This is a genomic window from Streptomyces pinistramenti, assembly GCF_020564935.1.
GTDB lineage: Bacteria > Actinomycetota > Actinomycetes > Streptomycetales > Streptomycetaceae > Streptomyces > Streptomyces pinistramenti.
Genome location: NZ_JAJCXB010000013.1, coordinates 117,435 through 142,051 on the forward strand (window position 1 = coordinate 117,435; position 24,617 = coordinate 142,051).

13 protein-coding genes and 1 pseudogene are annotated in these 24,617 nt (G+C 71.2%); 6 read left to right on the top strand and 8 right to left on the bottom strand.

From position 1 onward, the window contains the following. Window positions 1–52: 52 nt before the first annotated feature. Window positions 53–532, bottom strand: coding sequence for a hypothetical protein (locus LIU39_RS12420; RefSeq protein ID WP_227046710.1), 480 nt, complete (start codon window positions 530–532; stop codon window positions 53–55). Between the two features lie 168 nt (window positions 533–700). Here LIU39_RS12420 and LIU39_RS12425 point away from each other — a divergent pair, with 168 nt between their 5' ends. From LIU39_RS12425 to LIU39_RS12435, 3 genes are all read left to right on the top strand, one after another. After that, window positions 701–1,909, top strand: a complete 1,209-nt coding sequence (locus tag LIU39_RS12425; RefSeq protein WP_227046711.1) for a sensor histidine kinase — start codon at window positions 701–703, stop codon at window positions 1,907–1,909. Continuing rightward, on the top strand, window positions 1,906–2,511 hold the full coding sequence (locus LIU39_RS12430; RefSeq protein WP_227046712.1) for a response regulator transcription factor: 606 nt from the start codon (window positions 1,906–1,908) through the stop codon (window positions 2,509–2,511). The genes LIU39_RS12425 and LIU39_RS12430 overlap by 4 nt, the downstream gene beginning before the upstream one ends. Window positions 2,512–4,240: 1,729 nt before the next feature. Then, window positions 4,241–4,681 carry a hypothetical protein gene (locus tag LIU39_RS12435; RefSeq protein ID WP_227046713.1) on the top strand — a complete coding sequence of 147 codons (441 nt, stop codon included), beginning with the start codon at window positions 4,241–4,243 and terminating at the stop codon, window positions 4,679–4,681. A 356-nt stretch (window positions 4,682–5,037) separates the two neighbouring features. On the opposite strand, the gene cspE is transcribed toward LIU39_RS12435, so the two are convergent. Next, entirely contained in the window at window positions 5,038–5,247 is a 210-nt protein-coding gene (gene cspE, locus LIU39_RS12440) for a transcription antiterminator/RNA stability regulator CspE (RefSeq protein ID WP_227046714.1), read from the bottom strand. Window positions 5,248–5,640: 393 nt separating this feature from the next. On the opposite strand from cspE, the gene LIU39_RS12445 reads away from it, so the two are divergent. Continuing rightward, on the top strand, window positions 5,641–6,087 hold the full coding sequence (locus LIU39_RS12445; protein ID WP_227046715.1) for a DUF397 domain-containing protein: 447 nt from the start codon (window positions 5,641–5,643) through the stop codon (window positions 6,085–6,087). Here LIU39_RS12445 and LIU39_RS12450 read toward each other — a convergent pair. Then, on the bottom strand, window positions 6,069–13,643 hold the full coding sequence (locus LIU39_RS12450; RefSeq protein ID WP_227046716.1) for a LamG-like jellyroll fold domain-containing protein: 7,575 nt from the start codon (window positions 13,641–13,643) through the stop codon (window positions 6,069–6,071). The two genes, LIU39_RS12445 and LIU39_RS12450, sit on opposite strands and share 19 nt — an antisense overlap. Window positions 13,644–13,981: 338 nt before the next feature. Beyond that, window positions 13,982–14,278 (bottom strand): annotated as a pseudogene (locus tag LIU39_RS12455) (transposase); the annotation flags it as partial. Between the two features lie 722 nt (window positions 14,279–15,000). Between LIU39_RS12455 and LIU39_RS12460 the strand changes: the two are divergent. Further along, a complete protein-coding gene (locus tag LIU39_RS12460; protein WP_227046717.1) occupies window positions 15,001–16,086 on the top strand; it encodes a DUF2637 domain-containing protein in 1,086 nt (361 codons plus the stop codon). Window positions 16,087–16,122: 36 nt separating this feature from the next. On the opposite strand, the gene LIU39_RS12465 is transcribed toward LIU39_RS12460, so the two are convergent. The 4 genes from LIU39_RS12465 to LIU39_RS12480 form a co-directional block, all read right to left on the bottom strand. Beyond that, window positions 16,123–16,497 (bottom strand): ATP-binding protein, encoded by a 375-nt coding sequence (locus LIU39_RS12465; RefSeq protein WP_227046718.1) that lies wholly within the window; start codon window positions 16,495–16,497, stop codon window positions 16,123–16,125. 278 nt (window positions 16,498–16,775) lie between these two features. After that, complete coding sequence (locus tag LIU39_RS12470) at window positions 16,776–18,518, bottom strand: pyruvate dehydrogenase (protein WP_227046719.1); 1,743 nt, start codon at window positions 18,516–18,518, stop codon at window positions 16,776–16,778. 170 nt (window positions 18,519–18,688) lie between these two features. Next, window positions 18,689–20,101 carry a protein phosphatase 2C domain-containing protein gene (locus LIU39_RS12475; RefSeq protein ID WP_227046720.1) on the bottom strand — a complete coding sequence of 471 codons (1,413 nt, stop codon included), beginning with the start codon at window positions 20,099–20,101 and terminating at the stop codon, window positions 18,689–18,691. Between the two features lie 103 nt (window positions 20,102–20,204). Beyond that, window positions 20,205–23,744 (bottom strand): S8 family peptidase, encoded by a 3,540-nt coding sequence (locus tag LIU39_RS12480; protein ID WP_227046721.1) that lies wholly within the window; start codon window positions 23,742–23,744, stop codon window positions 20,205–20,207. Between the two features lie 183 nt (window positions 23,745–23,927). Here LIU39_RS12480 and LIU39_RS12485 point away from each other — a divergent pair. After that, window positions 23,928–24,617, top strand: a 690-nt coding sequence (locus LIU39_RS12485) for a TrmB family transcriptional regulator (RefSeq protein ID WP_227046722.1), incomplete at its 3' end; no start/stop codon positions are given.

Here is a 24,617-nt window from a genome sequence, read left to right on the forward strand (position 1 = left end):
GTTCTCCTCGCTTCGAGAGGGCAGTGGGTGTCGGCACGCTCGGGCCGGAGCATCAGCCGCCCGCGAGGGAGGTCGACCGGACGGCCGCTGCTGCCCGCTTGCGCCGCCTGCGCAGCAGCACGACGACGAGCGCGAAGACCTGGAGCACGAGTTCCAGGCCGGGCAGGTCGGCGGTCGCCTCGGAGTGGATGTGTGCGGTGCGGCGGATCGTGCCGGCGGGCTCACCGTCGTCGCCGATCACGGTGTGCTCCCGGTCTGCCGCCGTGGTCTGCCGGAACGGGATGACTCGCCCAGAGCACGTCATGTTCCAGCTTCGGCGCACCCGGTCCGTGGTCGCGACGGCGGTCCCGTCGGAGTCGAGCAGTTCGTGGACACCACTGAAGCGGTGCGTGCGGACGACGTAGTCGACCCCGCGCAGTGTGAACTGCGCGCCGATGTGGCCTCTGTGCAACGAGAACGTCGTCAGCGCCCGGCCGTCCTCGGTGAGCTCGTATTGCTGGCTCGGCAGATGGATCCTCTTCGCGTGCAACATGACCTCATCGCAGCATCGGCCCGCCGGCCGGACCCATGCCATTTGTCATGCATGACCGGGTGACAATCCAAACAGGGGCGCCGGTCATGGGTGGGCAATGCTCGCCTGCATGACCATGCATCAGCCCCGGGCCACCGCTTGGGCGTCCGGCGGCAGCCCGGCCTTAACATGACCGACGTGGGTGCACGCGATCCGGACGAGTTCTCCGTCGACCAGTGGCCGGACTGGAATTTCTGGAAGGACCAGCCGGACAGCCCCCGAGCAGGCGGCCGGGGCCGCGTGGCGGTCACCACGGCCACGGCGCTGGCCTCCCTCACCTTGATCGCACGGGCCGAGGACATCGCGCACGGCTCCCAACGTCCCCTGCTCACCTCGCTGGCGATCGGCCTCGTCGCCTGCTACGGCATCGGCTGCATCCTGGCGCCCTGGTACGGGCCGGTGGCGCTGCGACGGGGGCGCATCGCCATCGTCGCCGTGATGTTCCTGCTCGGCGCGGCACCGGCGGTGCTTCTTGCGTCGCCGTCCTACCTGACCGATCTGACCTATGCCCTCTCGATCGGACTCATGCTGCTGCCGCTGCGCCATGCGCTGCTGCTCGGCCTCGTCACGGTGCTGGGGCAGATCGTCTGGATGCGCCTCGCCCAGGGCGAGGTGGCCTGGGCGCAGGTGGCCATTCTCGTCGGCGTGACCGCGGCACTCGGCACCGTCTTCGCGCTCAACTTCACGATCGGTCACCTGCGGGCCGCGCGCGAGCAGGTCAAGAGGCTGGCCGTGAACCAGGAACGGGAACGGGTCGCCCGGGACATGCACGACATCCTCGGCCACACCCTCTCCACGATGACTGTCAAACTGGGGCTGACGCGGCGCATCCTGGAGTCCTCCACAGACCTGGCCGGCGCCGTCGGCCAGGTCACCGAGCTTGAGAACATGGCGCGCACGGCGCTGTCCGACGTGCGGGCCACCATTTCGGACTACCGCACCCTGTCGCTGGACAGCGAGCTCGCCGGCGCCCGCATGGCGCTGCGTGCCGCCGGCATACGGGCCGATCTGCCGGCTGCGACCGACACCGTGCGCGCCGAGCTGCGCGAGGTCTTCAGCTACGTCGTGCGCGAGGCGGTCACCAACGTGCTGCGGCACTCCGACGCCGAACTGTGCACCGTCCGCATCGGGCCCGACCGGGTCGAGGTCACCGACAACGGCAGTTCCACCGGCGGGGCGAGCCCGGGGAACGGTCTCACCGGCCTCACCGAACGGCTGGCCAACGTGTCGGGCACCCTCGAACACGGTCCTGCCCCCGGCGGCGGGTTCCGGGTCGTCGCCCGCGGGCCGGCCCCGGCGATCCCCCTCGCACCTCCGCAGGAAGCCGAACCGACATGATCCGTGTCCTGCTGGCAGACGACCAGGCACTCGTACTCGGCGCTCTTGCGGCCGTGCTCCGGCTGGAGCCCGACATCGACGTGGTCGCCGAGATCGGCACCGGCACCGAGGTGCTGGCCGCCGCGCAGCGGACCGTGCCCGACATCGCGCTGCTCGACGTACAGATGCCCGGCCGGGACGGCCTGACCGTCGCCGCCGATCTCCAGCGGGCGCTGCCCGGCTGCCGCACCATCATCTGCACGACCTTCAGCCGGCCCGGCTACCTCTCGCGGGCGATGTCCGCGGGCGCGGCCGGATACGTCGTGAAGGACTCCCCGCCCGAACAACTGGTTGACGCGATCCGCCGCGTCCACGCCGGCCTGCGCTTCGTGGGTCCGGCCCTCGCCGCGGAAGCGCTGGCCGGCGGCGCGAGCCCGCTGACCGGGCGCGAGGCGGACGTGCTGCGCGCCGCCGCCGAGGGCGGCACCGTGGCCGACATCGCCAAGGCGCTCCGGCTGTCCCAGGGCACCGTGCGCAACCACCTGTCGTCGGCGATCGGCAAGACGCAGGCCCGTACCCGCGCCGAGGCGGCCCGGCTCGCGGAGGCCAACGGCTGGCTGTGATCGCCAATTACCCTGTTCTGCCCGCCGACAGGTCCGACGGGACAGCAACGGTCGCGCCTGGCACCCCCTGGACCCCTGACCCGCCAGGGACGAACAGCGACAACAGCATCACCGTCGCCAGGGCCGTTGAGCCGTCTCCACCGGAGAGTGCGCCGCACACCGGCCCCGCTATCGCCAGGCCGAATCCCTGGCTCGCCGGGGCGGGCCCATGATCTCGGGCAGGCAGTAGCCAGATACCTTGCGGAGCCTGGCCGCCAGGACGTGCGGCCCACCCGCACACGGGGCGACTTCGCCGAAGATGTCCCGTCGATCAGCGGTGAGAAGCCCGGCCGCGGGCCGGTGGCCGGCACTTCGGTGCGGGCCCTGGGCGGCGGAAGTCAGGGCAGGCAGCAGCGGGGAGGGGGCCCTGCCGTCGGCGGACCTGCGGGCCGTCTTGGCCTCAGTCGACCTGCCGCGAGCTCGCCCGGGTGATCGGACTCGCCGGTCGCGCGGATCCGCCGCAGGTGCTCGGCGACCGGCCGACCGGTGAAGGCGCACACAGGGCGGGCGTGGTCGGCGTCTACCGGTGCGCAATCAGCACGCGTCGTCGCAAGGCGCGGCGTCTACCACTTGAGGATCAGGTGGGCCGCCTGCCAGGCCAGGACGCAGTGCAGGAGTACGCAGGTGTACCAGCCGCTTGCGCGTTTCGCGCCGCGGTGAACGACCTGCATCCATCCCACCACGCTCAATGCCGCCGCCAACCCCCACATTACCCAGGAGGCAACGCACCACGGTGTGGACAGGTCGGTGACGATCCCGATGATGGCGACGGGGACCAGGAGCAGGAGAGGGATCGCCCATGTGCCTTCTGTCGCTCCGCCCGTGGGAGTTTCCGGGACGTCCGTCATCATGTGCCCTTCTATGGTCGCCGGGGCCCGCGAAGCGGCGGCGTGGGCCCGGCTCCGGCGTGATTACCGGTAGTTGCTCAGTGGTTGAAGTGCCACCAGATGTCGTAAGTGCTCAGACCGGGGCTCAGGCCCTTGATGAGGTGCTTGATGTACCAGGGACGGCTGTTGGCCCAGTTCGCGAAATCCTGGTACTTGGCCCCGACGGCTTTGGCGAAGCCGCCGATCTTCTTCAGGGCGCCCCAGATCTTTCCCCAGTTCGGTGCCGCCAGTGCGACCGGGCCGCTGGCAGCGGAGGGCGCGGCATTCGCTGCCGTCTTGAAAGCGGCGATCTCGTCAGCGGTGAAGAACGCCAGGAACGCCTTGGCTTCAGGGTCCTTGCTGTTCCAAGGGGGAAGGGCATAGGGAACGCCGATAGGCGTCCAAACTTAACGGCCCCCATGTGTCACTTCCCCCTATTTACTTCCCAGTTCGGATGGTCCGTCCGTTCCGGGCGGCTGTGAACATAACATATGGAAAAGCGAAATGGATCACGCCTTCGAGTGCCGACATGGACAGCGGGTGCCCGTCGCTGGGCATGCCGGAGCTGACGTGTCCGACCGGCCAAGCAGCATCCGGTCGGCCTAGCCAGGGCTGTCTGATGCCCACCAGCTGGGCATCAGACAGCTGAGGAAACTGACGGGCTGCTCATGGAGTTGCGCATCGTCGAGCAGGGCGGGGTGCCCTTGGCCGGCCCGAACCCATGAATGAGCCAAACGTTGTCTTGCTTCAGGGCGTGCCGGGACGGTGGGGGCAGGCCGAACACCGACGAGCCGAAGCGGGCGCCCAGGGCGGTCCCGTACGTGATGGACGCCGAGCAGGCCACGCTGCTCGTGCAGCTCTCCGACCGCTACGCCGACGCTCTGCCCGGCATCCGTGACCGCTCCCCGGAAGCAACGGTTCCCGTGGTGCTGCATGCGGTCCAAGCCCACCAGTGCCACCGGCTCCTCCAGTCCGGCCCGCTGTGGCGGAAGACGTCGGGCGACGACCGCCACCCCGGGGACCGCGCGGAAGACGTCGCCGCCGCGCTCGCACTGCTGAGGGTTGCCCGCACCGACCTGGACGGCCTGGAGGCCGCAATGCCGGCCGCCCGCACCACCAGCACTCGCACCGGCAAGCCCCTGCTCACCTTCAAGCAGATCGCCGCGGCGCTCGACGTGCAATCCGAGCAGGCTGCCCAAGGCCGGTACCGCCGGAAGGTCGGCAACCTCAACAGCAGCGGCTCCGGGGCCGGCGGAACCCCGTAGACGGCTCCCCGCGCACGCCGAGATGGTGTCCGTGCGCACCCGGCGCCTCTTCACCCCGACGGCGGGGCCGACGCCTGCACCGAATCGTTGAGCACGGCATGGGCAAAAGTGCCCCGCGCCTGATCGTCAGCGAGCTGAACCGCGGCCGCCATGTGGAGACGGCGACCGCACTGCCGGGCGTGGTGACCCTCATGAAGAAGCCGTTCCCCCTTCGAGGTCGACCCGGCCGGGCTCGCCCAGCCGCGGCACGGAAGCTGAGGGACACGCGAGCGCGCGCGTGGCACGCTGTCCCAGGGCCCTGCTGTCTCCCCCGTCGGTAGGGCTCTCTCATGCTCGATTCGGAGAGAGTGTGCCGGTCAGAGAGCCGTGACGTTTGCCGCGGACGGACCCTTCGCGCCGCTTGTGATCTCGAATTCGACCCTCTGTCCCTCGGCGAGGGTCTTGAAGCCGTTGCCGGCAATCGCCGAGAAGTGGACGAACACGTCCTTGCTGCCGTCCTCGGGAGTGATGAAGCCGAACCCCTTGCTCTCGTTGAACCACTTGACGGCCCCCTTGAGCTTCGCCACTGCCTCTCCCTTTGTCCGATCCCTGATACCCGGCCGTGTGGCGCGGGAGTTCCTTACGTCGTGCCCGCAGAGTGGATCATGCGGGCCCGGAACTGCGCGAGCAGTCGACCCAATTTCCGGCCACAGAACGGAAATAGCTCCGAGAACAGTCCATCCGTGACAGAAAATCCCGCCGGCTCACGCCGGCCACCCGCTCTCCGCCGGCTCGGTGGGCGGGGATCTCGGCCTCGCGTCCTTTGAGGAGCAGCGGCAGCAGGGCGCGGAGGACGTCCGGGGCGGCGAGGTGCTCCACCGGCAGCGGCTCCAGCCAGTCGGCCTCCTTCGCCCATGCGTCGCGTCGCCGAGAGGGCCGTAGTGGCAGCCGGCTGCGGAGTCCCACAGCAGCAGGACGCCGTGCGGCCACGCCTTCGCGTCGGCCACCGGCTCCAGCACGAGGTTCGGCGCCCGCGGGCCCGGGTCGCGCACGACGGTGCGCGGCTCGGTGTGGCGCTCGCCAACAACGGCCGCCCGTACGGCCGTTGGTACAAGTCCTCCTACGGCAGTGAGGGCGGCACGGACTGCGTGGAAGGTGCCCGCAACGCGGTGTGGTCCACATCCGCCTCCGAGCGGAGCACGGAGGTCGACCCGCACCTCCCCTTGCCCCTGGCGGCCTGGACCCTGTTCACCCAGGAGGTCGCGGGGCGCCCCCTGCCGCGGGAGGGGGCGCCCCGCTTCACCCGGCCCCAACGGTCACCGCCCCGGCCGGGTGCTGTGCGTCGCAGCCGGCCGGGGCGGGAGGACCTGCCGCTGGCTCAGTCCTGGTTCATGCCGGTTTCACCGTGTCAGGCGATGCCGAGGTAGTCGGCGTAGAAGTCGGTGATGGTGGCGGTGTGGGGGGTCAGTTCCGGGAGTTCGCGTGCCAGGGTGTCGCGGATCTGGCGGGTGAGTTCGGAGCGGTCCTGTACTGCCGGGTCCACGTAGGGTTCCAGGCGGCGGATGAGTTCGTAGTTGCTGGAGATGTCGGCGCTGTGCAGGGTGGTCTCCAGGGGGGTTGCTCCTTCGGGCAGGGTGGGCGGGAGTTTGCGGCTGACGAACGTGACCCGGTGCAGGATGCGCCAGCACGGCGGCCGGTGGTCGGACTGGCGGGCCTGGCGCAGGGCCGCGGCGTTCGCGTCGGGGCTGTCGAGCCACTGCTGGTCGATGACCTTGCCGTAGAAGTCGTCGAAGTTGGCGGTGGCGGAGTCGAGGTAGAACGTCATGAACCGGTACGCGTCGACGCGGCCGGGGACCTCGACGGGCTTGCCGTCCTTGAAGACGGGGTTGGACTGGTCGTCGTACTTCTGCATGTCGCCCGGTGTGTCGACGCGGACGTCGAGACTGAACGAGCGGGTGGCCTCCTTGCTACGGGCCCGGGTGCGGCTGATGCCGCCACCGAGGGCGGCGTCCAGCTGGAGCGAGGCGCCGATGCCGAAGACCCGGACGCCGGTGGTCATGCCGAGGGAGGCCATGCCGTTGAAGCGGTAGGAGCCGGTGGTGGTTTCGGTGACGATGTCGGTGCTCTGGGTGGTCTCGGCGAAGAAGCCGCCGTCCGCGGACCAGGCATAGGTGTTGACGATGTCCCGCCGGGCGAACGCCTCGGCGTCCGCCTTGGTGGCCCGCTGGTGGGTGTCGATGTTCTGCAGCGGGCCCATGAAGCTGCTCAGCAGCGCACGGGCGCGTTCGGAGGTGGGATCGCTGGTGTGGGTCTCGGTGGAGACGCCTTCGTAATATGCCTGGCGGCGCTGGATGTCCTGGGTGATACGGCGCTTGAGGGCGTATGCCTCGGTGGGCTTGTAGTAGCTGTATTCGCCGTAGCCGTCGGCGTCCCGGTAGTCGGGGTCGGTGATCTTTCCGGTGGAGTTGTAGCCGACGCTGCCGTCGAGGGTGCCCTGCTTGGTATAGCGGGGGTTGATGGGGAACGGCAGCAGGTTCCAGTCGCGGGGGATGTCCGGGTTGGGCAGCATCCGGTAGGCGACGACGGAACCGCTGTGGGCCAGCCGCAGCGCGTACACGTCGGCGGTCTCGGACTGCACCAGGGCGTAGCCGGTGTTGACGGGCTGGAAGCGGCGTCCTCCGTCGGAGTCGATCTGCTTCTTCTCGTCGTCGGGCTCCCAGCCGCCGCTCAGCCCGATGGAGGTGGAGCGGGTGGTTTCGGTGGATTCGGACAGTTCGGTCCGGTGGCCCCAGGCGTTGGAGAAGTCCAGGGTGAGGCCGCCGTAGGCGTCGATGCCGCCCTGCACGATGGGCTTGGCGACGCCGAAGCCGAGCGGCGCGGTGATCATGAGAGTTTCGGCGTCGGCGGCGGTGCCGAGCCTGGTGGCGAGCGTGCTGTCCACGGAGGTGTCGGTGCTGGAGGACAGCGCCTGGACGACCTGATCGGCCTGGGTGAACTCGACGGAGGCGGAGTTGACGTAGCTCAGGGAGGTCAGGCGGCGGGTGGCCACCAGATTCTCCGACGGCACGGGCGGGGCGCCCTCGATATAGCCGACCAGCTGGGGGTCGAACTGGACCTGGCCGACCCACTCGGAGACGAGATCGCCGACCTTGTAACCGGTGACCAGGTTCCAGACACCGTCCTGGACGTAGACGTAGCAGCGCTTGAGGACGCCGCGCGTGGAGCCGTCGGCCAGCCGCTGCAAGTCGGCGTACTCGCAGACGGCCGGAGCAGCGGCGGACTGCTGGACAAAGGCCGGACGGCCGGTGGCGAAGGCAGGCCGGACCTCGGGGATGTCGCTGGAGATAGGGGCGGTGGACGCCACCGGTTCCGGGCGCCCCGGGCCCGGTGCGGGCAGGTCCAGATCCAGGGCGTGCGGACCGTGGTCGGCCAGGACGGTGGCCTCGGCCTCGGTGGACTCGTCGTCGAACGGGTAGTAGGCCAGCAGGTCCTGGCGCTCTCCGGTCAGTCGGCCGAAGAGGTTGTCGAGGACCTGCTCCTGGCTGCGGGCGGTACGCCAGACACGGACCTCCTCCAGGGTGCCGGTGAACGGCTCGGCCACCTTGTCGCCGTCCAGTCGGCCGCCAAGGGTGAACTGCTTTTCCCCGTAAGTCCCTTCGCTCAGGGCGTCGCCGGAGGCCGGCGGGGAGCCGGCGATCGGCTGGCCGTCGAGGTACAGGCGGAAGGTGCTGCCCAGCGGGTCCGGGTTCTTGATCCAGGCCGTGCTGTGGAGGCGGGCGGTGTGACGGCCCGCGTCGTCGGCGGCGGTGGTGCCCTCGTTCTCCTCCAGCCGCCAGCGGGCGATAAGCCCCTTGGGCCGGTCCGCGCCGTCGGCACCGGCCTCGCCGGCCGGCGCGGTGAGAGCGCTCTGTGGGCGCGGGGGCGGCAGCGTGACGCCGATGTCCGCGGGCTGGCGTGCGGTGTTCCACACGCGCACCTCGCTGATCACGCCGGTCAGACCGCGGTGGTAGACGCCACGCGGGGCCCTGCCGATCACCAGGGGGCCGGTGTGGCTCAGGTCAGGGGCATCCGTGTAGCGGGTGGTGCCCGCCTCCTCGCCGTCGATGTAGAAGGTGATGTCGGACCACTGGATGATCTGGACGGCCTCGATGATGTCCACGGAGAGCTGGGTCTTCTTGCCGTCGGGACCGACGACCTCGATGTCCTTCTTTCCCTTGGTCTCCGTACGGGACTGGCCAAGGGCACGGACCACGGCGACACGGTGGAACGTGCCGGGCGTCACCGTGCCCGTGGAGGTCAGCGAGACCTGCGCGCCGCCGGTGCCCTCGAAGCCGAACACCAGGTGGCCGGCGCGGTCGACCGACAGCTGGTACGGGACACGCTGTCCGCCGCCGTCGGCCAGGTGCCCCTTGGAGAGCAGGCCCTGGGGCGACGTGAGGGTGTCGGCCCGGAAGAACACCTCCAGGGTGAGGTCACGGCCGATGTTCAGGTCGTCCGCGTGCGCGGCCTCCGCGTAGGAGTTGCCGGACAGGCGCAGCGCCCAGGACTGCTCGAAGGCGGCGGCGACATGGCTCCAGCGGCCGTCGGGCACCGGGATCCGGCTCGTCACCGAGCGGCTGCCGACCGCCGCCGTGAGCGGGCGGCCCGAAGCGATCCGGTCGCCCAGGGCGAGGGTGTACCCACCGTCGGGCAGGGAGGCATGCACGACCCGGGCGGGCCCCCCGGACTCGGGATGGACCCATGCCTCCAGGGTGAGATCGGCGTCGGCTCCGATGGAGGGCAAAAGCTTGGCGGGCAGCGCGGGCGGGCGCGTTTCCTTGCCGAACGCCAGGGCGCGTCCGGGCAGATCGCCCCACCAGCGCGGCGGCCGTGCCAGCCCCTCGTCACGGGCCGTGCCGTCGGTGAGGGATCCACTGGTGCCGATCAGTGCCGCCGCCACCAGCCGGGAGCCGAACGCGGCGCTGGAACCGGGCCTGCTGTGGGTCACCAGCGACGGGTCGTAGGAAATCAGCCGTACTTCCACGCCCGCCTTCGGCCGGCCGCCGGCCGGATTCCGCGCGGAGGTGTCTCCGGCGTCGGCGGATCCGGCGGATGTGTCCGGGGTGGTCCGGCCGGCACCGGAGGTGGTCTGCTCGCCGTCGCCGGAACCGGTCGCCTCCGTGGCGCCCTCCGGCTCGGCCACCGCCTCCGCGGCCTCGGCCACCTCCGGGGCGACCACCGGCAGGAGGAACTCCCCGGGGGCGGCGGGCCCACTGCCCTCCGCCACGGCACCGGTACCGGTGGATGCCCCAACGACGCGGAGTTCGGTGGCTCCCGCCGAGGCCACCGCGGTGAGCGCGTACACCACACCGCCCGCCTCCAGCAGATCCCCAACCGCCAGCGCACGCCGGGCGCCCTTGCCGCTCAGCTTCAGCACACCGCCCGCGGATGAGACAGCGGTGCCCACGGGGACGGGAGCAGCCCGCAGCCCGTTGAGGGCGTCGGCCGCCGCAGTGGCCCGCCGCGGCAGTAGCCGCCAGGTCTCCTTCTCGCCCTTCCCTGTCGTCAGCGTCAGGGTGCAGCGGCCGGGGAACAAGCCGGTGCTGTCGGCCGCCACCTCGACCGACGCATCCGCCAGAGACACGCCCGCCTCCCGCGCCGTCAGGTGCAGGGCGGTGTCATCGCCGGCCGACAGCACCTTGCCGGAGCGGCCGATGTTGGTGTCGTAGAACAGACCGGTCATCTGCCCCTGACCGTCACGGAAGTACAGCCCCAAGTGCCCGCTGCCGCTGTCGGCCACCATGGGCGCATCCGTGGTCTGCGCGAAGTCCAGCACGGCCCCGGACCAGCCAAGACCGCACCGGTCCTGGCCCAGATGCACCATCGGCAGCACCCGGTCACTGCGCCCCTTCGTACCGGCGGTGATACGGCCCAGCTCCTCGCGCTCGGCCTCCAGCTTCTCGCGCAGCCCCTGGGCCTGCCGGGTACGGGTCTGCACGAAATCCTTCGTTTTGGAGGCAGCCTCCAGAGCAGCGGCCCGAGGGAGCAGCCGCACGATGGATTTGGCCGCGGTGCGGGCGGGGGCGTTCGAGGGATGGAGGGGCACCGGATAGACGTTCCAGCTGACCGCCGTAGACACCTCCAAGCTCTCCGCCGGATTCCAGTGGTCCATGTATCCCCACGTGGCCTGGCGCTCCGAGAGGGTGGCGGCGACCAGATTCTCCATGCTGACGAGGGAACCGTTCCGGTAATAGAGGACCGCGTCGGAAGCCGCCTCCTTCAGCAGAACTTCCTCGCCGTTCACGCGTCCCAGGAGTTTGCCGGTCGGGACATGCCGCACTTGCCACCCATTCACAGACTGGGTGTCAGTTTCCGGTTCCCCTCCCACGGTCACGCACACCAGCCTCCACTGTGCCGCCGCATCATCAGGACCCGGCGCACCCTTGACCCCTACGACCCGGTCGGTACCGGAAGCGTCGTGCTGGACCGTCAAATGGCGGAACACATCAGAAAGGCGCGGGTCCGAATCGAAGCCGACACCGCCTTGCAGGGACTCGGACTCGACAACCGAATCAAGAGTGAGGCCGTCTTGCAGAGACCCGGACTCGACACCCCTGAAGCCGTACATCCCCAACCCTGCAGACCAGGGATCCCCCCTCTCCGAGGAGAGATAGACGTGGCACGGCTTCGACGACCCGTTTTGGGTCGGCAGATCCGCCCGGTCACGGGCCGTGGCAAGAGCTCCCAGCAGGGGTTTGACCACCTGCTCGGGCTTCTTCAGGTCCTCCGTGATGCTGTCCAGGCGCCGCTCGGCCGCGGCCAGTCCCTTCTCCAGCCGCGCCACGTCAGCCGTGAGCTGCTTCTCCCGCTCCGGATCGGCCTCCGTCACGCTCCCGCCGACCAGCGGCAGTTCCAGGACATCAGGGAGCTGTGCCACCCGGCCGTTGCGGTCCACAGCCAGGTCCAGCGAGGTGACCCGGCCGGTCGCCTCGTCCTGGGCGGTGGTGGTCCAGGCCAGCAGGATCCGGGCCTGGCGCTTGAGCGGCTTGGCTTCCTTGCTGTGCCCGGTGGGGGCCTCCTCCTGCTGGTGGTAGAGGGCGGCCGACAGCCCGGAGGCGACACGGCGGTCCGTGACGCGGAAGGCGTCGCGCCGGATGCCGGGCTGGTCGGCGACCGGCGCCAGCGAAGCGACCCAGGCGGCACCTTCGCTCACCGCCAGGTGCAGGGCCCCGCACTGGTCGTAGGCCAGCGAGCCGGTGCCTTCGTCGAAGCGGTAGTAGGCGGCCAGGTCGGGCTCGTCGCCCACCAGGCGCACTCCGGCGTCCCGCGCCAGCCGTTCGGCTCGCCGGGCCCGCAGCCAGATGCGGACCTCGTCCAGTTCGCCGGTGAAGAACTCCCCGGCGGATTTGTCCGCAGCAGAGGTGGCGCCGACCAGCAGCCGGGTGCCCGCCCCGGCCGCCGGGGGCAGTTCGGCGGCTGCCACCACGCTGCCATCGACGTAGAGGGTCGCCATCGTGCCGTCGAACACCGCCGCGACATGGCTGAACCTGCCGGTGGGCACCGCACCTTGCTCGCTGGTCAGCGTGGTGGTGATGGCGGGTGCGGTCGGCTCGGCGGCCGGTTCAGCGGTTGGCTCATCAGCCTCTTCCGCCTCCGTGCCGCCCGCTTCGGGCTCGGCGCCCGCTGTGGGCTCCCCGCTGCCGTCATCCCCTGCGGACTCCTCGGCCGGTGCCGCCCCGTCCCCGTCGGGCGTCGCAGCGGCGACCGCCGTGCCGTGCACCAGGACGAGCGCGCCGCCCTCGGCCACACTCAGGGAGATCCCGGCGTCGCTGGTGTCACGCGTGGACAGGATCGTGCCAGGAGTGGCGGAAGGCTTCAGCCATGCCTCCACCGTGTAGGCGCCCGTGCCCAGCCCCAGCACTTCCGCTCCCTTGGCGGCTTCGGCGTGGGCGCCGCCGGTCAGGGCGAGCGCGGACTCGGCGAACCGGGTGTCCGGCCGCACCGGGACCAGCGGCAGCTTGGTGAAGGGGCAGATGCCGGGGCCGCGTTCGAGAACCGCGTCCTGGTAAGCGGGGTCGGGGCTGGTGAAGAAGCGGGTGCCCTGGGTGTGGAACAGGCCGTCCTCGCCCTGCTCCACACTGACCGCGTCGACACGGTCACTCGCCGCGCGGTGGACGAAGAACTGCCACCGCCGGGTGCCGGCGATGGCAGTGGGCACCAGGACGACCGCGAACCTGCCAGCGGTGACCGGGCCGACGAACCGCAACACCTGCGTCGGCTCGTGGAACGGACGGCCGTCCATATCGGTGATGCCCAGGCTGTCCTTGGCGGACTCGGGGCGGTCCCGGTGACGGCTGCGCCGGTACCGCACCTCCTGCACCGGCTTGAGGACACTGCCGGCCAGCACGAACCGGTCGCACAGCAGCGCGTCCACCGCCAGTTGCACGGGGCGGCCCGCGCCGTCCAGGAGCAGGTCATCCCGCGTGGCGTCACCGCTCACGCCGCCGTCGTCGCGGACGAACAACGCGTCCTGGTGCCCGCTGGTGACCGCCTGGCGGAAGACGAACAGGTGCTTGCCGTCGGAGACCGCGGCGAACGGCGCGTCGGCCGACAGCCGAGCGGTCGTGGACAAGAAGGCGTTCAGCTCCTCGTCCCGCAGCTGCTCTTCAGGCTTCTCCTCATGCCCTGACCCCTGGTCGACGCGCGGCACCGACAGCGCTCCCACGGCGGCGTGGCCGGACCGGGCCAGCTCCGCCGGGAACGCCAGCGGCCGGGGCTCCTCGGCCCAGTGATAGGCATCCAGCTCCCGCGGCTTCTCCGCCTGCGTCTGCGCCTGTCCGCCGTCGGGTATGGAGTCCAGGTCGAGCACGCTGTAGTACAGCCGCCGCATGTCGTCCATGGCGAGAGCCACCGTGGTTCCCTGGTGCCGCACCACCGTGGTGTGCGCATACGCGCGGTCGCCGTATGTCTTGAGCCGGCTGCCCGCCGGGCGTTCCGTCGTCATCAACTTCCCCTGTCGTGTCGCCCGTCAACGCATGTGACCAGCGGTGCTGGAAGATCTGAAGAGGCCTTTGGGCCCCCAGTTACGGATCTTTCCCCTGCAGATCTCCGCGAGGTGCCCCCACCCGAAGAATGGCCCGAAAGGTCAACTCACCAGCCAAAAGTCAGCTGGTGAACGCCCCCTGCTGCCAGTAGCTCCGATGCTCCGATGAGGTCCGAAGGCGTGCGCCGTGTCACCTTCGGGAGCGTTCCGGCAGGGCAGTGCCGACTCAGCAGAACAGGCATCCGGCAGCCCCTGACGGCTGTCCACCCGGCCGTTGGGAGAGCTGAGGACGCGGGCCGGAGTCCGGAGCCGTGCTCGGTGCCGCGGCGGGCGATCAGCGGCTGCACGCCGATGTCCCTGACCAGTCGGCGGTACTTGTCGTGGTCGTAGCCGCGGTCGCCCAGCACCACGTCCGGGCGGCCGGGGCCGCCCCAGCTTGCCTCACACCGGCGGCACGGCCTGGAGGAGCGGGATGAGCCGGGTGGCGTCGTTGCGGTTGCCGCCGGTCAAGGTGGCGCAAGCGGGATGCCGGTGGCGTCGGTGATCAGGCGATGTTTGCTACCCGTCCTGCCCCGGCCGACAGGGCTTCGTCCGGTCTTGGAGCCCCCTTTGACGCCCGGACAGGTGGCGGGCGAAGAGGTCCTGTACGAAGCACAGCAGGACGCCGGCGAGGCCGTCGCAGGTGTCCTTCCAGGCGCCGGTGCCATCATGTCCACATCCGCACCACCCGCCCGCAGGCGCCACCTCCTCCGACGAGCGCACCGCTACCGGAGGGCGCCGCAGCCTGTGTCGGCGTTGCAGGATTTCACCAATTCACCCTCCGTGAAGGACGACATGCACGCTGCGGGGACACGGTCGCGAACCCACCGAACCGCCCTCGCACACGGCAAGTCGGCGCAGCCCGTCGCGCCGTCTCCTCCACGGGACGAACACGACCGACTGACGACCGGAATCCCACCTGGCAGCGGCCTGACGCAGCATCACCAATGTCAGCACCAGGTCAGCCTGCGGCCTACCAAAGTTGCCTGTAGGTGGCAGAACTCTGGAAGCATCGTCACCCTCGGCGAGGTTGCCCGATGACACGAAGCGACTCTGTGACTACCAGCGATGCGGCCCCACGATCCCCCCATGCCACCCGTCAAGACAGCTTCGTTCGAACTCAACTCAGCCGCCGAGCACGCCAGTTCGGCACCAAAGTGGTACATGCCCGCTTCATCGCACTCATTGGCGTTCTCTTGTGCCGAATCCCCCTGTACCGGCCGTGGACTCCGCCAGGATGGCGCGCGAAAACGCGGAACGCGAGGCAAGGAATCCCCGAATGAGAATGACCGACATATCGCTGGACTGGCTGGTTCCGGCTGCGCTGCTGCTCGTCGGCATCCTGGTGGCCGTCGCCGTGGTCGTGCGCGGCAGGCGCTCGGCGGGCCGTCCGTCCGGCGATGACTCCTGGGAGCGCAGCGAGGAGCGCCGGCGCCGCAAGGAGGTCGTCTACGCCATGGCCGCGTACGTGCTGCTGTTCTGCTGTGCCGCGGTCGCCGCCGCGCTGTCCTTCCACGGCCTGGTCGGCTTCGGTGTGCAGAACCTCAACCTCTCCGGAGGCTGGGAGTACTTGGTGCCGTTCGGGCTCGACGGTGCGGCGATGTTCTGCTCGGTGCTCGCCGTGCGCGAGGCGAGTCACGGCGACGCGGCGCTCGGCTCGCGCCTGCTGGTGTGGACGTTCGCCGGAGCAGCGGCCTGGTTCAACTGGGTGCACGCGCCCCGGGGTCTCGACCACGCGGGCGCGCCGCAGTTCTTCGCCGGGATGTCGCTGTCGGCCGCGGTGCTCTTCGACCGCGCGCTGAAGCAGACCCGGCGGGCGGCGCTGCGCGAGCAGGGTCTGGTGCCCCGCCCGCTGCCGCAGATCCGGATCGTGCGCTGGCTGCGGGCTCCCCGTGAGACGTTCGCCGCCTGGTCGCTGATGCTGCTGGAGGGCGTGCGGTCGCTGGACGAGGCCGTCGAGGAGGTCAGGGAGGACCGCAGGGAGAAGGAGCAGAACCGGCTGCGCAGGCGGGATCAGGGCAAGCTGGACCGGGCCCGGATCAAGGCCATCAACCGGCAGCACCGCTCCTGGGGCATCGGCAGGCAGGGCCGGCAGCTCGCGGTGACGCAGAGCGCGGCGACCGCCGCGGAAGCGCCGGGCCCTGACCCCGCCATAACCGACGGACCGCCCTCGCTGCCCGCAGGAGAACTGCCGTTGCGCTCCCGGCCTGCCCTCAAGGCGGTGAGCGGCGCCGATGACGACACCGCCGCCGCGGCCGCCCGCCGGCAGTCCTTCGACCTCACGGCGGAGGACGACACCCAGACCCTCCCCCGGCTGGACTCGCTGGAGGAGAAACTCGCCGCGATCGAGCGGCAGTTCGGCTGAGATGCGACGGACCGCGCCGGCACCCGCGCCACCGGGTCAGGCCGGTCCGCCCAGCTCGAACCAGACGCCCTTGCCAAGGCCGTGGGCGCGTACGCCCCAGGCATCGGCGAGGGTGCGGACCAGGAACAGGCCACGGCCCGACGTCCCGTCGCCGGTCGGCGCCCGCGGCTCAGGGCGCGTGGCGGCGCAGTCACGCACCTCCACCCGAAGCCGGTCGGTGACCGTCGCGGTGACGACGGCGCCGCCCGTGGTGTGCACGAGTGCGTTGGTGACCAACTCGCTGATCAGCAACAACGCGACATCCGCTATGTCGGTGTGTGCCGGTGCGGCCCAGCGGCTCAGCAGCCGGCGCAGTTCCCTGCGTACGTCGGCCACGGCGCTGAGGTCCCCCTCCTGAACCTTCCGTTCCATCACCCACGGTTCGCATGCGGCGACCGCAGCCCCCCGGCTCCCCCCGGTCGTCCATTCCCGTCCATCCCGCTCCTGGCGCCACACAGGCTGCCGCATCATCTCCCCCGCCCCGAACGTCCCTTCAGGACCGTTCTCTCGAACAGCCTCACGGTGATGCATGCCCACGGGGCAAGACGACATGCTTGTCGTTTCGCAGGTCCGCCACCACCGGCCCCGGCGCGCGCAAAAGGGCACCGAATCCGGCCATCAACAGACCCGAAACCGGACATGACGGTGCGTCATCTACGGGGAATATTCCGGAGGTTGGAGCGCGCCATCTGGAGCATCCGGCCGACGCCGCCGTCCAGCACGATCTTGCCTGCCGACAGTGCGAAGCCGGACACCATCTCAGCGCTGATCTTCGGCGGGATGGACAGCGCGTTGGGGTCGGTGACGATGTCGACCAGCGCCGGGCCCTTGTGCGCGAACGCGTCCCGCAGCGCGCCGCGCAGCTGCTTGGGCTTCTCCACCCGCACGCCGTGCGCACCGGCCGCACGGGCGAGCGCGGCGAAGTCCGGGTTGTGGTTGGTGGTGCCGTACGAGGGAAGGCCTGCCACCAGCATCTCCAACTCCACCATGCCCAAGGAGGAGTTGTTGAACAGTACGACCTTGACCGGCAGGTCGTACTGGACCAGCGTCAGGAAGTCGCCCATCAGCATGGTGAATCCGCCGTCACCCGACATCGATACGACCTGGCGCTTGCGGTCGACGAACTGGGCGCCGATGGCCTGCGGCAGCGCGTTCGCCATCGAGCCGTGGGTGAAGGAACCGATCACCCGGCGGCGGCCGTTGGGGCTCAGGTAGCGGGCCGCCCAGACGTTGCACATGCCGGTGTCGACGGTGAACACCGCGTCGTCGGCCGCCTCTTCGTCCAGGACCGATGCCACGTACTCGGGGTGGATCGGAAGGTGCTTCTCGACCTTGCGGGTGTAGGCGCTGACCACGCCTTCGAGGGCGTCGGCGTGCTTCTTGAGCATCCGGTCGAGGAAGGTGCGCCGGGACTTGATCTGCACCTTGGGTGTCAGGCAGCGCAGCGTCTCGCGGACGTCGCCCCAGACGGCGAGGTCGAGCTTGGAGCGTCGGCCGAGGTGTTCGGGGCGGACATCGACCTGGACGATCTTGACGTCGTCCGGCAGGAACGCGTTGTACGGGAAGTCCGTGCCGAGCAGGATCAGCAGATCGCACTCGTGGGTGGCCTCGTACGCCGCGCCGTATCCCAGCAGCCCGCTCATGCCGACGTCGTACGGGTTGTCGTACTGGATCCATTCCTTGCCGCGCAGCGCGTGCCCGACCGGGGACTTGATCCGTTCGGCGAACTCCATCACCTCGGCGTGCGCGCCCGCCGTGCCGCTGCCGCAGAACAGGGTGACCTTGCCGGCCGCGTCGATCATCTCGGCGAGCCGGTCGATCTCGGCGTCACCGGGACGCACCGAGGGGCGCGAGGTGACCAGGGCGTGCTCGACGGCACGGTCGGGTGCCGCCTCGGCGGCGATGTCGCCGGGCAGCGAGACGACCGAGACACCGCTCTGCCCGACGGCGTGCTGGATGGCGGTCTGCAGGACCCGTGGCATCTGCTGTCTGCTGGAGATCAGCTCGCTGTAGTGGCTGCACTCGGCGAACAGCCGGTCGGGGTGGGTCTCCTGGAAGTAGCCGGTGCCGATCTCGCTGGAGGGGATCTGAGAGGCGAGGGCGAGTACCGGGGCCATGGAACGGTGGGCGTCGAAGAGGCCGTTGATCAGGTGCAGATTGCCGGGCCCGCAGGAACCGGCGCAGGCGGCCAGCTTGCCGGTGATCTGCGCCTCGGCGCCGGCGGCGAACGCGGCGGTCTCCTCGTGCCTGACCTGGATCCAGTCCAGCTCCGGCGTCCGGCGGATGGCGTCGACGACGGGGTTCAGGCTGTCGCCGACGACTCCGTACAGCCGCTGTACTCCGGCCCGCACCAGAATGTCCACGAATTGCTCGGCCACGGTCTGCTTCGCCATGTCGCGCTCGCTCCTTCGACGCCGTCGGTGGGCGGTTCCCTTCCCATCAACCCACGAGCGCCCGCGCTCCGCCTCCGCTGGCCACCCGGCCCGCCCGTCCTCGGCGGGTACCCGTGCGGGGGCTGTTCACTCTTGCGGCGTCGCCTTGGTTCGCCTTGATTCGAGAGGTCCTAGGTGTCCCACACGGCGACGGCCGTACGGTCCTTGGCGTGGCCCTTGACCCGTATCTGGGCGGTGGTGAGGAAGGCGGTGAGGCCGGGGGGTTCGGCGGCCGACCAGGCGGTGGCGAGGCGGGTCGCGAACGCGGGCTCGTCGGCGAGCGGCTCGGCCAGCCCGGCGCTGCACAGGAGCAGGGTGTCGCCACGGCGCGCGGTGACGGTGCCGAAGACGAACGGATCGGGGCGCGCGGGGTCGTACGAACGGGGGGACGGGCCGGCGGCGGGCGGCGCCTCGCGGTCCGTGGACGGGGGCTCCAGGTCCTGCCAGCCGTCGTCGTGCAGCCGCAGGATGCCGCCCTCGCCCATGCCGAAGAAGACCCGCAGCCGGCAGTCAGGGTCGGCGGGCAGGAGCAGGCAGCGCAGTGATGCCGTGTACTCCTGCGGCGCGCGGTCCAGCTCGGCCGCGCGGGCCCGCAGCCTGCCGTGGCCGCGGTCGGTGAGCCGTTGCAGTCCGGATCTGAGTGCGCTGTGGTTGCCGGTGCGCAGGTCCTCGGCCAGATGGGTGCAGCTGCGGCCGACCGCGCTGCCGATCCAGGCGCAGGCGTCGTGCGCGGCGCGGTGGGCGCCGGCTACGGGTGTGCCGGTGCCCACGGCGATCAGGATCAGGGTGTGCGGGCCGGTGCCGAAGCGGGTGACGAGCAGCGCGTCGCGGCGGGGGTCGCCCCGGTAGCGGGCGGAGTCGCCGCGCTGCGACGCGGCCCGGAGGGTGAGCGAGCCGTACTGGGCGCCGTCCAGCACCGTGTCCGGCACCAGTTCGCCGAGCGCCTCCGGGTCGGCGGGCGGCAGCGCCACCGGCTCGGGCGCGTAGGTCGGCGGACGGTCGCCTATGAAGCCGACGGAGGGGGGTGGGGGTGGTGTGCCGTGGGGGCCGGGGAGTGAGCCCGTCTGCGGGGCGGCGGGCTTCGGGGCGGGGGTGGCGTCGCGTGGGACGGAGGCGGTACGACGGATGCGGGCCGTGGGTTCGTCGGCCGGGGGTGGTGAAGGGGCGGCCTGGTCGGGCGGGGTGTCGGACGGGCCCGGCAAGGTGTCGGACGGGGACGCGTCCATGGCCGGGGCCGGGAGCGGCGTGGAATCGGCCTCGGCAGGGGCGGAACGGCCCGAGGCGGTCCGGGCGGAAGCGGTCCGAGGTGAGGCGGTCCGGGAAGAGGCGGCCCCGGGTGGGCAACCCACCGCCCGCAAGGCCGAGTTGACCCGTTCGTCCAGGGTGTCGGGGGTGTGGCCTGGGCCGGTGTCGTGGAGTGATGGGTGGGGGGCGGGGGCGTTCGGGCCTCCGGGGGTGCTGCCTGCCGTGCCGGTGTCGGCGTCGCCGTACAGCTGCCGCCACCAGTGGTCCTCGTGGCCGCGTCGTGCACCCTGCTGGTTCATGGACCGCATTGTGCATGGCGGGGCGGTCCGGGAAACAGGGCGCGAAGGCGCATTCCGCCGGGCGGCCACCCCCCACGGGGGACCGCCCGGCGGAGTTCACAGGTCAGCGCACGTCATAGGCGCGGACCACGGTCTGGCTGACCGCATTGCCGTGGGAATCGGTCAGTTCGGCCTTGAGCGTGACCTGTTTGCCCGCTGCCCCCGCGTGGTCGACGGTGGCCGTCCATCTGCCGTCGTGCTGTGCGGTCGGGGCGGCGGTCCAGGTTTTTCCTCCGTCGTAGGAGTAGGACAGCGCGGCCTTGGTGAGGGCGCCCGGCGTGTATCCGGCGTGGCCGTCGGCGGTGAGGGTGATCCGTTGGCCGTCGGCGGCGGGCAGGGTGTCGTTGCCGTCCACCGGGACGCCGTAGTCGGGGAAGAGGAGCGGCAGGCCCCGGGACTCCACGTTCTCCTCCAGGTGGGAGCGGAAGGTCCAGGTGGTGGAAGTCTCCTGGGAGCGGAGCCAGTTGGGGTCCGATGTGGGGATCTTCTGGGTGTCGCGCCGCAGGGTGTACGTCGCTTCGGCAGGCGGTACCTCGAACACGCCGTTCGGGAAGGGGCTGGTGCCGACCGGTTGGCCGTCGCGGCGGAGTTCCAGGTTGCCGATGTCGCCGAAGGAGGCGCCCGGCGACCAGTGGTCGCCCGAACCGTCGTTCCAGAAGCCGGGGCCGAAGCCCATGAGGTTGCCCTGCCGCTCGGCGGCGAGCTGCAAGGACCCGTCCTCGTTCAGCGGTGCGGTGGGCCGCAGTACCCCGCCGAACCACTGCTCGGTGCGCTGTTGGCCCGCGCGGTAGCTGCGGTTGCGGTCGGTGAGCAGGGCGCCGAACGGCATGGACGTGAGGACCGAATGCTGCCAGGTGGTGCCGCCCGGCGTGTAGAACTCGGTGCGGGTGCCCGGCGCATGGACCGGGTCGAAGAGCCCGACGTCCACGTAGTCCTGCGGGCTCCAGGAGGGGTGGATCGCCAGCAGGTCCTGGTAGTCGGCCGGTTTGCCCAGGGCGTGGTAGTCGGCCCGTACGGTGGCCAGGTCCTTGTCGCGCACCCGGTAGGTACGGGCGGAGGCGATCGGTCCGTTCTCGGGGAAGGTCAGGTTGTAGACGTACGGCTGCCCGGCGGCCGTGCCGTGGCCCGCGCCCTTCGCGGTGTCCGTGCCGTAGGACCGCCAGCTGCTGCTGAATCCGTAACCGCCCTTGTGGGAACGGCCGTTGACCGACGCGTAGACCTCCTGTCCGGCGGCCGCGGTGCTCGCGGTGCCGGCCGTCAGCCAGGTGTCGTCCCACCAGCGGCCGTAGGACAGGACGGTGCGCCGTGCCTCACCGGTGCGGTCGGTGCGGACCGTCAGGCGGTGGGCGCGACGGGCGTCCAGGACCAGGGTGGTGTCCTTGGTCAGGTGGTACTCGGGGTGTGCGAGGTAGCTGAGGGACGCTGTGCCGGTTTCGATGAAGCCGCTGATGAGGTAGGCGCCGGGACGGAGGTGGAAGAGCTGTTCGTCCGCGCCGTCGTTGACCCGCCGCTCGCCGGTCGCGGTGTCGGTGGACACCACGTCGAGCGCGGAGCCGCCGGCCGCCGCCGCGCCCGCCCGGTCGGTCATCTTGACCCGGAGGGTGACGGTCTGCGGCTGGACGTACAGGGTGAACGGCACGGTCACCCGCACCCCGTGCGCGGCGGTGGCCAGCACCCGGCCGCTGAGGTCGCCGTACTGGCCCTTCGTGAGGTGCGCGGCCGGGTCGAGCTTCAGCGGCACGGTGACGGTCTGCCCGGCGGGGACGGTCACCCGGGACGCGCCGATCCGGGCGGGTGCGGAGGTGACGGTGCTGCCGTCGTTGCCGTGCACCTCGTCGAGCGTGAGCTTCAACCGGACGTCTTCAGCCGTGGTGTTGGTGTACGGGACGTCGACGGATGTGCGGTCGGACGGGTCCTGCGGCCAGCTGAAACTGCCGCCCTGGACAGCGGGCGCGGCCAGCACCGGCTGCGTCGCGGCGGCGGCCACGTCGAGGCGTCCCGCGCCGATCTCGTCGGCGCCGCCGAACGCCTTCGCCGCGCCGGTGCCCGCGCCGTTCTGCGCGGAGGACACCAGGGCCGACTTGACCTGCTGGGCCGTCCAGTCGGGGTGCGCCTGGCGGACGACGGCCGCGGCGCCCGCGACGTGCGGGGTGGCCATCGACGTGCCGGACATGGCGCGGTAGGCCAGGGCGCCGCGGCCACCGGCCGACGCCGCCGAGATGCCGACCCCGGGCGCGGCGATCTCCGGCTTGAGGGTGTGGGTGGTGAGCACCGGGCCCCGGCTGGAGAACGGCGCGGTGCTCTCGTCGCGGTCGACGGCCCCGACGGTCAGCACGCCGGGTGCGCAACCGGGCGACGAGACCGAGGACTTGGCGGGGCCCGCGTTGCCCGCCGCGACCACGAACAGGGTCGTGGTGTTCTTGGAGAACTCCTGCGCGGCCTGCCCCATCGGGTCGGTGCAGTCGGTGGCCTCGGGCGAGCCCAGGCTCATCGACACGACATCGGCGTGCCGGTCCACCGCCCACTGCATGCCGGAGATGATCCACGACGTGGTCCCGGAGCCGGTGTCGTCGAGCACCTTGCCGATCAGCAGCCCGGTGCCCGGCGCGACCCCCTTCTTCCGGCCGCCGCTCGCCGCGCCGCTGCCGCCGACCGTCGACGCGGTGTGCGTGCCGTGTCCCTGCACGTCGTCGGTGCTCGTGTCGTCGGTGAAGTTCTTGCTGTCGGTGATCCGGCCCTTGAGGTCGGGGTGTTCCGCGTCGACGCCGGTGTCCAGGACCGCGACCTCGGTGCCCTTGCCGTCGAGCCCGGCGGCCCACGCCTTGGGCGCGTTGACCTGCTTCGTCGACCGGTCGAGCGTGCCGTGCACCTTCCGGTCGAGCCAGAGCTTGCGCAGGCCGCCGGCGGCTCGCGCCCGGCCGGCGCCGAGGTCCTGCCAGAAGTCGTCGGCCCGCTTCTTGTCGGCGGACAGTGCGACGCCGTCGATGACGCCGAGTACGGTGCCGCGCTTCGCCCCACGCGGTACGGCCGGCGCGGCGCGGGTCACGTCGACCGATTCGCCGTACGTCGCGATCAGCGGCAGCGTGGCGCGGTGCGCGTCGTCGTAGCCCTGCCGGACGAGTCCGCTGACGTTGAAGAGTTCCTCGTCCACCCGTCCGCGGGCCAGCGCTTCGGCCGCGGCGTCGGGGTAGACGTACAGGTCCTTGCCCGACTGGCGGGTCTGCACGGCCGGCCGGCTGCCGTCCGCGCGGGGCAGTACGGCGGCGCTGCTGCGGCCCTTGGCGTCGGTGCGCAGCTGGACCCGGTCGCCGGTGACCAGCGTGACCGTGGCGGCGGTTGGGCCCTTGCCCGCGGCCGCCGGGCTGCCGGTGATCGGCCGTGCGCCCCTCGTCCGCTGCCCGTCCGTACCGGCCGCGGGTTGTGCCTGGGACGGGACGGCCAGGGCGGTGGCCAGCACGATGGCGACGGCTGCCCCCAGGCCGGTACGTGCCGCGGCCGGGCCGCGCCGCGTGCGATTGCCGGGCCCGTTCCTGCCGTCCGCGCCGTCCCCCTGCCGTCTTCGCAACCGGAACGAGCCGTTCGCCGAGCCAGAACGCATTGCCATCCCCATCCCCACCTGGTGCCGACTGCTGCTGCGGTGCCGACACCCTGGCAGAGCGCGGGGAGCCGCGGGGATGATGTCCGCGGCGGGATCGCGCCATGGCCCCTTCCCGCCAGCTTCCGCTGCCCCGCGGCGGCCGGGTCGACGCGGGGCAGCGGAACGGCAGATGAGGAGAGGCGGCAGCGGATGCTCGGTGCGATAGGTCTGGACGAGGATCAGGAGACCGCCTACCGGGCACTGGTCGGCCTGGGAGCCGCCGAAGTCCCGTACCTGGCGGCCCGGTTGGCGCTCACCGAGGACGACACCGTCCGCACCCTGCGCCATCTGGAACGGCAGGGCCTCGCCGCCCCGTCGTCCACCCGCCCCGGCCGCTGGGTGGCCGCGCCGCCCGCCGTGGCACTGGGCGCCCTGCTCACCCAGCAGCGGCACGAGCTCGACCGGGCGGAGCTGGCCGCCGCGGTGCTCGCCGAGGAGTTCCGCGGCCAGGCCGCCGAACCTGCCGTGCACGACCTGGTGGAGGTGGTGACCGGGGCCGGTGCGGTGGCGCACCGCTTCCTCCAGCTCCAGCTCGGCGCGGCCGACGAGGTCTGCGCGCTGGTCACGAGCGTGCCGACGGCGGTCACCAGCGTGCAGAACGACGCCGAGGAGCGGGCCGCCGGGCGGGGCGTCGACTACCGCGTGGTGATCGAACGTGGCGTCCTGGCCGCGCCGGACGGCCTCCTGGGCCTGACCGCCGCGCTCCGGCGCGAGGAGCGGGTGCGGGTGGTGGACGAGGTGCCCACCAAGCTGGTCATCGCCGACCGTGCGCTGGCGATGGTGCCGCTCACTCCCCGCGCCGCCGCGTCGGCCGAGCCCGCGGCGCTTGTGGTGCACGGC